General features: G+C 73.0%; 5 protein-coding genes. All 5 read right to left on the bottom strand.

Annotated elements, in window-relative coordinates:
• The coding region (locus AB0C69_RS36410; RefSeq protein WP_360360044.1) for an acyl-CoA dehydrogenase family protein at positions 1 to 1,055 on the bottom strand (1,055 nt) is incomplete at its 3' end.
• Positions 1,055 to 2,038 (bottom strand): MaoC family dehydratase N-terminal domain-containing protein, encoded by a 984-nt coding sequence (locus AB0C69_RS36405; RefSeq protein ID WP_360360041.1) that lies wholly within the window; start codon positions 2,036 to 2,038, stop codon positions 1,055 to 1,057. The genes AB0C69_RS36405 and AB0C69_RS36410, both read right to left, overlap by 1 nt.
• Entirely contained in the window at positions 2,035 to 3,198 is a 1,164-nt protein-coding gene (locus AB0C69_RS36400) for an acyl-CoA dehydrogenase family protein (protein ID WP_360360038.1), read from the bottom strand. Before AB0C69_RS36400 ends, AB0C69_RS36405 begins: the two co-directional genes overlap by 4 nt.
• Positions 3,199 to 3,214: 16 nt before the next feature.
• Positions 3,215 to 4,870: an AMP-binding protein gene (locus AB0C69_RS36395; protein ID WP_360360035.1), complete on the bottom strand. Its 1,656-nt coding sequence runs from the start codon at positions 4,868 to 4,870 to the stop codon at positions 3,215 to 3,217.
• On the bottom strand, positions 4,863 to 6,041 hold the full coding sequence (locus AB0C69_RS36390) for an NADH:flavin oxidoreductase (RefSeq protein WP_360360047.1): 1,179 nt from the start codon (positions 6,039 to 6,041) through the stop codon (positions 4,863 to 4,865). Before AB0C69_RS36390 ends, AB0C69_RS36395 begins: the two co-directional genes overlap by 8 nt.
• Between the last annotated feature and the right edge of the window lie 42 nt (positions 6,042 to 6,083).

Raw genomic sequence — 6,083 nt, 5'->3', positions numbered from 1 at the left:
GCTCCCAGGAGCTCCAGGTCGAAGGACGCGCCGCCGAGCGTCCCGGAGATCTGCTTGCCCCACAGGAAGTGGCGGTGCACCGGGTAGTCGACGTCCACGCCGATGCCGCCGTGCAGGTGCTGGACGCGGTGCACGACGTTCAGCCCGCCCTCGTCCGACCACCACTTGGCGACCAGGACGGCGCTCTCGGCGTCCTCCCCGGCGTCGATCAGCGACAGGGCGTGCCCGAGGCAGACGCGCAGCGCGTCGATCTCGATGTAGCAGTCGGCGAGCTGGTGCTGGGCGGCCTGGAAGGTGGCGAGCGGGCGGCCGAACTGCTCGCGGCCCGACAGGTAGTCGGCGGCCATGCGCAGCGCGCCCTCCGCGACGCCGACCTGGACGGCGGCCAGAGACACGCGGGTCAGCCGCAGCGCCGTGGCGAGGGCGCCGTCCGGAAGGGCGTGCGCCGGAGCGCCGTCGAGGGTCAGGTGCCCGGCGGCGTCGCGGCTGGTGGTCTCCGCGCGCTCCCACGCCACACCGGCGGCCGAGGTCTCCAGCAGGAACAGGCCGGGCCCCTCCGGCGAGACGGCCGAGACGAGGACGTGGCTCGCTCCGAACGGCGTCGGGACGGCGGCCTTCGTGCCGGTCAGCAGCCAGTTCGCGCCGTCGCGGACGGCGGCGCAGCGCGGCGCCGCGGGGTCGGCGGGGGCGAACTCCTCCAGCGCGACGGTCGGCCGCGACGTCCCGTCCGCGAAGGACGCGGGGACGTCCTCGCCGTGCGCGGCGAGCGTGAGCGCGGCGACGACGGCGGGCCAGACCGGGACGGGGGCGACGGTGCGGCCCTGCTCCTCCAGCAGGACGGCCAGGCCGGCGGCGCCGAGGCCCGCGCCGCCCGCGGCTTCGGGCAGCGCGACGCCGAGCAGGCCCGTCTCGCCGAGCTCGGCCCACAGGCCCTCGTCGTACCCGCGCTCGGACGCCTCGGCGTCCTTGATCCGCGCCTGCGTGGCGCGGTCGGTGAAGATCTGCCGGGCGAGGTCCCTGACCGCCTCCAGCTCTTCGCCAAGCGTGAAGTCCATCAGCGCTCCTTGACAGTGTGGGACGGTCCGGCGGGGCGGAACGCCGGCAGGGACAGGTCGGGGTCCGGGTCGATCCAGTCGAGGACGACGGGCATGCCGATCTCGACGTCCTCCGGCGCGACCCCGGTCATGTTCGCGATGAGGCGCGTCCCCTCGGCCAGCTCGATCACGGCGACGACGAGCGGGTAGTCGAACGCGGGGTGGCGCGGGTGGTGGTTGACGACGTAGCTGTGGACGTGGCCGTCGCCCGACGCCTGGACGGTGTCCCAGTCGAACGAGCCGCACTGCGGGCAGCACGGCCCCGGCGGGTGCCGCAGGGACTTGCAGTCGGCGCAGCGCTGGATGACGAGCCGGTGCTCGCGCGCCGCCTCGAACCAGAACGCGTTGTCCAGGTTGATCGCCGGGCGCGGGCGCAGGGCCTTCTTCTCAGCGGGCTTCTCCACCGGCCCCGGGGCGGGCTTGTCGGCGGGGCGGAACCGCAGGAGGCGCCACCGCTGCGTGGCGACGACCTCCCCCGCCCCGTCCCGGTAGGTCTTGACGGTGCTGACGAAGCGTCCCGCGCCGAGCGCGGTCTTCTTCTCCGGGGAGATCGACTCGACGGTCTCCTCGACGCTGACGCGGTCGCCCGGCACGAGCTCCCGGTGGAACTCGAACTCCGAGTCGGTGGCGACGACGGAGGTGTAGCCGCCCTCGGCCAGCAGCTCGGTCAGCTCGTCGGGACCCGCGGGGTCGGCGCGGACGGACGCGGCGTACCCGCGCATCGTCCACGCCTGCATCATCGACGCGGGCGCCACGATGCCGTCGCGGCCGGTCGCCCGGGCGGCCTCCTCGTCCAGGTAGACGGGGTTGCCGTCCTCCATGGCCTCGACCCAGTGCCGGATCATGGGGACGTTCACCGGGTCCTGCCCGTCCCGCCGCGCGCCGTAGGGCCGCCCGACCCACGCCCGGAGCCGCGCCTCGTACTCCTCGCCGTTCCCGCTCATGACCGCCTCGACCTCGGCAGACCCAGTCCCTGGACGGCGACCATGTCGCGCAGCACCTCGTTGACGCCGCCACCGAAGGTGTTGACGATGCCCTGCCGCGACAGCTGCTCGATCTGCCCGTGGAGTACGGCCCCCGGCGACTCGGGGCGGATCCGGCCGGCGGCGCCGAGGATCCCGGTCAGCGTCCGCTGGACGTCGATGTGCGTCTCGGTCCCGTAGGACTTGGCGGCGCCGGCCTGCGCGCCGGTCAGCGTCCCGGCCTCCACCGCCATCGTCATCTTCCAGTTCATCAGCCGCATCGCCTCCAGCCGGGCGTGCGTGCGGGCGAGGTCGGCCCGCACCCACGGCAGGTCGATCACCCCGTTCCCCCGCGCCCAGTCGCGGACGTCCTCCCACAGCCGGATCATCCGGCCGCCGAGCGCGGCGAGCCCGATGCGCTCGTGGTTGAGCTGCGTGGTGATCAGGCTCCAGCCGCCGTTGACCTCCCCGACCACCGACGACGCGGGGACCTGGACGCCGTTGTAGTACGTCGCCGTGACGACCATCCCGCCGACCGTCGGGATCGGGCTCCAGGAGAACCCGTCGGCGTCGGTCGGGACGATCAGGATCGAGATGCCCTTGTGCTTCGGCGCGTCCGGGTCGGTGCGCGCCGCGAGCCAGATGTGGTCGGCGGTGTTGGCGCCGCTGGTGAAGACCTTGCTGCCGTCGATGACGTACCGGTCGCCGTCGCGGACGGCCCTGGTGCGCAGCGAGGCGAGGTCGGTCCCGGCGTCGGGCTCGGTGTAGCCGATCGCGAAGACGATGTCGCCCGACAGGATGCCGGGAAGGTACCTGCGCTTCTGCTCGTCGGTGCCGAACCGCATCAGCGTGGGGCCGACCGTGTTGACGGTGACGAACGGGAACGGCAGCCCGGCGCGCTGCACCTCGTCGAAGAACACGTACTGCTCGGCGATCGACCTGCCCTGCCCGCCGTACTCCTCCGGCCAGCCGTAGCCGAGCCAGCCGTCGTTGCCGAGCATCTTGACGATCTCGCGGAACCGCTCGCCGCCCACGCCCTGCTCGCCGGCGCGGCGCCGCACGTCCTCGGGCAGCAGGCCCGCGAAGTACGCCCTCAGTTCCGCGCGCAGCTCGCGATGCGCCTCGGACTCACGCAGATCCATACATGCCCTTTCTCGGTCAGGGGAGGAAGCGCCCGCGGCCCGCGGCGGTGAACTCCTCGCGGAGCGCGGCCTTGTCGGCCTCGGTCATCGGGACGTACTCCGGCGAGCCCCGGCCCGCCCACCGGAACACGGGGTCGGACGTGCGCCAGCCGTCGAGCTGCAGCTCCTTCTTCTTGAGCTTTCCCGACCCGGTCGTCGGCAGCGCGTGCGAGACGCGCACGAAGCGCGGCGCCCCCTTGGTGCCGAGGTCGTCCTGGCGGGCCAGGAAGGCGGGCAGGTCCAGGTCCTCGAACGCGACGCCCTCGGGGATCTCGATCGCCGCCATCACCTGGTCGCCGGAGCGCGGGTCCGGCACCCCGAACGCGACCGCGTCCACGATCTTCGGGTGGCGGCGGACGACGTTCTGGGTGAGCAGCGCGGAGATGTTCTCCGAGTCCACCCGGATCCAGTCGCCGGACCTGCCGCCGAAGTACAGGAACCCGTCGCCGTCGACGTAGCCGAGGTCGCCGGTCCAGTACCACCCGTGCCTCACCCGCTCGGCGTCGGCCTCGGGGTTGTTGTAGTAGCCCTCGAACCTGGCCGCGCCGTGCACATCGACGATCTCCCCGACGGCGGCCTCGGCGTTGGTGACGCGGCCGTGCCCGTCCAGCACGGCGGGCGCGCAGGTCTCGCGCGTCTCGGGGTTGACGACGCGGACGCCGTCGTGGGCCGGGCGGCCGAGCGCGCTCGGCGGCGCCTGCGGATCCCGCTTGATCATGCCGGCGCTCTCGCTGGACCCGTAGCCCTCGACCAGCCGCGCGCCGAAGCGGCGCAGGAACTCGGCCTTGTCCTCCGGAGACGCCTCCGTCCCGAACCCGTGCGTCAGCGTGTTGTCACCGTCGTCCGGCCTCTCGGGGGTGGCGAGGACGTAGCCGATCGCCTTGCCGACGTAGGTGAAGAACGTCGCGCCGTAGTAGCGGACGTCCGGCAGGAACCCGGACGCGGAGAACCTCCTCGCCAGGACGACGGTCGCGCCGACCGCGAGCGACGGCGCCCACAGCGCCATCAGCGCGTTGCCGTGGAACAGCGGCATCGGGCAGTAGCTGACGTCCTCGCGCTTGACGTCGTACTTGGCGCTGTTGTTCCGGCCGAGTTCGGCGAGCCGGCCCTGCGAGCAGCGCGCCGCCTTCGACGCGCCGGTCGTGCCCGAGGTGAACAGCAGGAGCATCTGCGTCTCCGGCGTGATCGACTCATCGGGCTCGGGCTCGCAGGCGTGGGCGGCGACCAGGGCCGGGTAGCCGTCGTCGTCGACCAGCAGGAAGCGGTCGCGCGGGACGCCGATGTCGAGGCCGTCCAGCAGCTCCAGCCCGGCCCGGTCGGTGACGACGAGCTGGAGGTCGGTGTGCCGGACCTCCTGCTCCAGGTAGGCGCCGGTCCGGGTGGAGTTGATGCCGACGATCGTCGCGCCGCCGAGCGCCGCCGCCCCGAGCCACAGGACGTACTCCGGGACGTTCTCCAGCAGGACGCCGATGTGGAACGGCCCGTCCCGGCGCAGGTCGCGGGCGAGCGACGCGCGGGCCGCGCTCTCCCGGACGACCTCGTCCCAGGTCCACGTCCGCTCGCGGCTGCGCAGGCCGGGCCGGGCGTCGCCCAGCCGGGCCAGCAGCATCGCCGCGATGGTCTCGTCACGCACCCGCGGCACCCCAGGCCGGCTCGGTGGACAGGACGCAGTGGGTGCCGCCGTAGATCGCGGTCATGCACTTGTTGCAGTGGATGCACAGCGACTCGGTCGCGGGCTCGTCCTCGATCCGGTTGATCAGGTCGGGCTCGCGCAGGAGGGCGCGGGCCATCGCGACGAACTGGAAGCCCTCCGCCATCGCGGTGTCCATGCCCGCCCTGTCGGTGACGCCGCCCAGCAGGATCATCGGCAGCTTCACCGCGGCGCGGATCTGCCGGGCGTCCTTGAGCAGGTAGAGGTCCTCGTAGGGGTAGGACTTCAGGAAGTGCTTGCCGATCAGCTTGATCCCGAGCTTGGTCGGCTGCTTCATGACGGAGGCGAACTCGTGCAGCGGCGCGTCGCCCTTGAACAGGTACATGGGGTTGAGCAGGGAGCTGCCCGCGGTCATCTGGAGCGCGTCGACGGAGCCGTCGGCCTCCAGCCACCGGGCGACCTGGATGGCCTCGTCGATCCAGAAGCCCCCGGGCACGCCGTCGTCCATGTTGAGCTTCGCGGTGATCGCGATGCGGTCGCCGACGGCGTCGCGGACGGCGCGGCCGATGTCGCGCGCCAGCCGGGCGCGGTTCTCCAGCGACCCGCCGTACTCGTCCTTGCGGTGGTTGACCTTGGGGCTGAGGAACGCGCTCGTCAGGTAGTTGTGCCCCATGTGGATCTCGATGGAGTCGAACCCCGCCTCGACCGCCATCCGGCCCGCGCGGCCGTGCGCCTCGACGACGCGCTGGAGGTCCGCGTGGGTGGCGGCCCTCGCGACGGTCTGCGTGGTCAGGTGGAAGTGGCGGCTGGGCGCGAGCGCGGGGAGCCCGTTGCTCTTGGGGTTGGCGACCGGGCCGGCGTGCCCGATCTGCGCCTGGACGGCCGCCCCCTCCGCGTGCACGGCGTCGGTGAGCCTGCGCAGGCCGGGCATCGCCTCGTCCCGCCAGTGGATCTGCCGGCGGTCGGTGCGGCCCTCGGGCGCGACCGCGCAGTACGCGACGGTGGTCATCCCCACGCCGCCGCGCGCGTGCCGGACATGGAAGTCGATCAGCGCGTCGGTGACCTGGCCGTCCTTGGTCAGCCCCTCGTACGTCGCCGCCTTGATCGTGCGGTTCCGCAGCGTGACCGGGCCGAGTTTCGCGGGCTCGAACACGTCGGGCTTCGGGGCGGTTGCCGGGGGGTGCGGGGGGTCGCC

The sequence above is a fragment of the Actinomadura sp. NPDC048032 genome, assembly GCF_040653175.1.
In the GTDB taxonomy this organism is placed as follows: Bacteria; Actinomycetota; Actinomycetes; order Streptosporangiales; family Streptosporangiaceae; genus Spirillospora; species Spirillospora verrucosospora.
This window is presented reverse-complemented; position numbering and strand designations above follow the sequence as displayed.

Excerpts from the sequence above, each read along its gene's own strand:
- AB0C69_RS36405 (WP_360360041.1), bottom strand. The coding sequence starts at position 2,038 with ATGAGCGGGAACGGCGAGGAGTACGAGGCGCGGCTCCGGGCGTGGGTC.
- AB0C69_RS36400 (WP_360360038.1), bottom strand. The coding sequence starts at position 3,198 with ATGGATCTGCGTGAGTCCGAGGCGCATCGCGAGCTGCGCGCGGAACTG.